At 63.2% G+C, this 2,774-nt stretch carries 1 protein-coding gene and 1 pseudogene; both read right to left on the reverse strand.

Annotation, left to right across the window (positions count from 1 at the left end):
• A pseudogene (locus JNL55_RS36230) lies at window positions 1–403 on the reverse strand (hypothetical protein); the annotation flags it as partial.
• Window positions 400–2,774: fimbria/pilus outer membrane usher protein (locus JNL55_RS36235; protein WP_293866628.1), on the reverse strand; the 2,375-nt coding region annotated here is incomplete at its 5' end. The pseudogene JNL55_RS36230 and the gene JNL55_RS36235, both read right to left, overlap by 4 nt.

A 2,774-nucleotide genomic window follows, 5' to 3' on the forward strand; every position in this document is an offset into this window, starting at 1 on the left:
GTTGCACCTGGCCGTTGCTACCGCCCAGGCTCAGTAGGCTCGCAGCGGCGAGATTTCCCGAGATCGAACCCGCCGCGAGCGGTACGCCACCGGGCGTAGTAATCACGTCGAAGGGAATGCTGTCGCCGCTGACCGGGTTCACCAGGCCGGCACTTTTCGAGTCCACCGATAGGAAGATGTATTGACTGGACAGCAAACCGAGTATGCCGCTGCACGTCAGTCCGCTACTGCCCGAGCCCGCGCCGGCTTGCGCGGTAGCTGCTTCGAACGAAGTCTTGCTGCCCAGGTCGATCAAGGTAGTGCTGATCGTCGTGCATGCGGCAGCCTCATCCGGCCAGGTCGCGGCACAGGCAACCATCGACAGGATGCGCAACCAGGCGAGGCGCTTGCCGGCGAAGCTCATCGCACGTCCTCGCATGTCACGTGACCCAGTTGCGCGAGAGCAGGTGCAGGTTGTGACAGAACGGCGTCGGCACGGCAGCGGCTGCCGTCTGGCCGCTGCACCTCGATCTCAGCCTGAGGGGGCAGATCCTCGAAGTACACCAGGCCGTCGTAGCCCACCGTGCCGACTTGGCCGGAATGTTCCTCCAGCGCCTGGCTACCGACCGGCAGGACTAGACCTGCGGGGTCCACCAGCTTGATCAGCGCGGCAGTCAAACGTCGCGTATCGAAATTCAACAGCGCGCCGCTGCGCCGCTTCACCACGAGACGCTGCTCCGTATCGGCGACTGCAACATCCAGCGGCAAATCGACGGGATCGATGCTGAACTTCGCGGCGTAATGCGAAGTGACCCAAGGAACCAGCAGCCGGCCGCGCCGATTGGTGTAGCCGACCAATTGGTTCTCGTAGCGAACCGGCACGCCGCCGATCCCATCCGTGGAAACGACGACGAAAGCATCGCTGACCTGGCGCGCAGCAAATACTTCGTTGCCCATCATCAGCAACGAGCCTCGCAAGTCCGCCCAGCGAGTGTCCTGTTCGCCGAAGGAGACGATGCCGCTCTCGGCACGCGCATACGGACCGCTCCACGCCAGGCTTGCATCGGTGAACGAGTGATCGTCGGCACCGCTCGCATGACCGAAATTCCAACCCATGCCTCCCTGTGACGGCACGCTGCGAGAGTATTGGACGTATTCGCTCGACGAAGCGTCCTGCTGCGTGCCGACCGTGAGGTTCCCGCCCCGACCGAAGGAGGCAAACAACTGCGCGGTAACTGCTCCCTCGCGACGCTGCAAATCGCGGCTCGCACCGATTCGCAGGCTGAGCGCGCCTGACAGAGTATTCACATAGGAAACATTCAACAGCCGTGCCGGCGTGCCCCCCATCGGCTGCACTCGTATGAAGCTGATGGCCGCACTGCCGATGCGAGCCAGCGACGAGCCGACCGTGATGATGTCGATATTCACGGCGCCGGATAGATTGCCACCAACATCAGCATTCGCCAGCGTCGAGAAATGGCGCGTGCTGCGCGTTCCTTGGTAGCCGACATTGAAGCCGCGATTCGCGTACCGATAGCCGAAGGAATACTGCCACCCCTGGGCGCCGTAGTTGGCGCTGCGGCTCAACGAGCCATTCACCAATCCCAGCGTACCGACAGTCATCACGGTGCCGAGGCCTAGCAAGCCGAAGTTGCCGACGGCCGTGGTCGCGATTTCGGCCTGGCTCTCGAGCGTCAGCGCGTCAGTCAGGCCATACCGTAGCGAACCGGCGCCGGCGAAACGCTCATAGGAAAAATTCTCAAACCCGTAATCACGCCGCATCGTTCCCAGGCTGAGCGAGTAGTCGGCCAGCCCTTGCCGTAGCAATTCGCTGCTCGCATAAAAAGGCAGCGTCGCGGTCACTTGCTTGCCGAGGGCATCGGTCGTAACCAGCGTTGCTTCTCCCGCGCCGGTGACCAGTGGCACGCTGCTGATCGTGTATGGACCCGGGCGCAGCTGTTCGGAGCGCGCCCGCTGACCGTTGATGAACAAGTCGAGCGTGGATGGAATTGCGGCCTGGCCTGAGAATTGCGGCAACGGATAGGTGATCAAGTCAGGCCGGAGACGGAAGTCGCGCGACAGCTTGATACCGGCGATGCGTGCCGGTGCACTCCAGGTCTGCGCCGAGGTGACCAGATCGCCGACTGTCCAGCTATGCAGCTGCTGCTCGTTGGAACTGGACCAGGCTGTGTCGAAGCGAACATAGCCGCGCTGGCGGGCGCCAAGCTGCGACCAAGCCTCACTGCCACCCGCATCGGCGTGGCGATGCAAGCCCGTGTTGGTGAACACCCCAGCAGCACCGAACATCCGCTGCTCGGTCCAGAGCGAGGCGATGGTAGGTTGGTCTTCGCCCTCGATGACGTGGACGGCATAGTTCAGTGCGAGCCCGGTACTGCTGCTCGCGTGATGCGTGCTACGCGACGTTTCGTCCAAGTGCTGCGCGGCCAGCCATTCAGGTGGCACCGTGAGTTCCAACAACAGCGCATTGGGATCGTAGCGGTGGCGGATGCCGGATGCCGGATCGAGCGGCAACCAGGGCGCATTCGCGCCCGCCAGCATCGAAACATTCACACCGGCTGCGCGCAGGTCGTCGCTGCGCACACGCAGTTCTTCGCCACTCTGCTGGACCGGGACGACGGAGCCCAGCGGTACGCCGTTGACACTGAGATCGAGATACAAAGTGGCTTGCATGACCGAGGCTGTATCGCCGGGGTGGGCCATGGGCAGCGGCGGCATGTCGGCGAGCGCTGCCTGGCATAGGAACAGCCAACTTCCACTCCACCGACAGATCCTTG

The organism is Steroidobacter sp., assembly GCF_016790065.1.
Taxonomy (GTDB): Bacteria; Pseudomonadota; Gammaproteobacteria; order Steroidobacterales; family Steroidobacteraceae; genus Steroidobacter.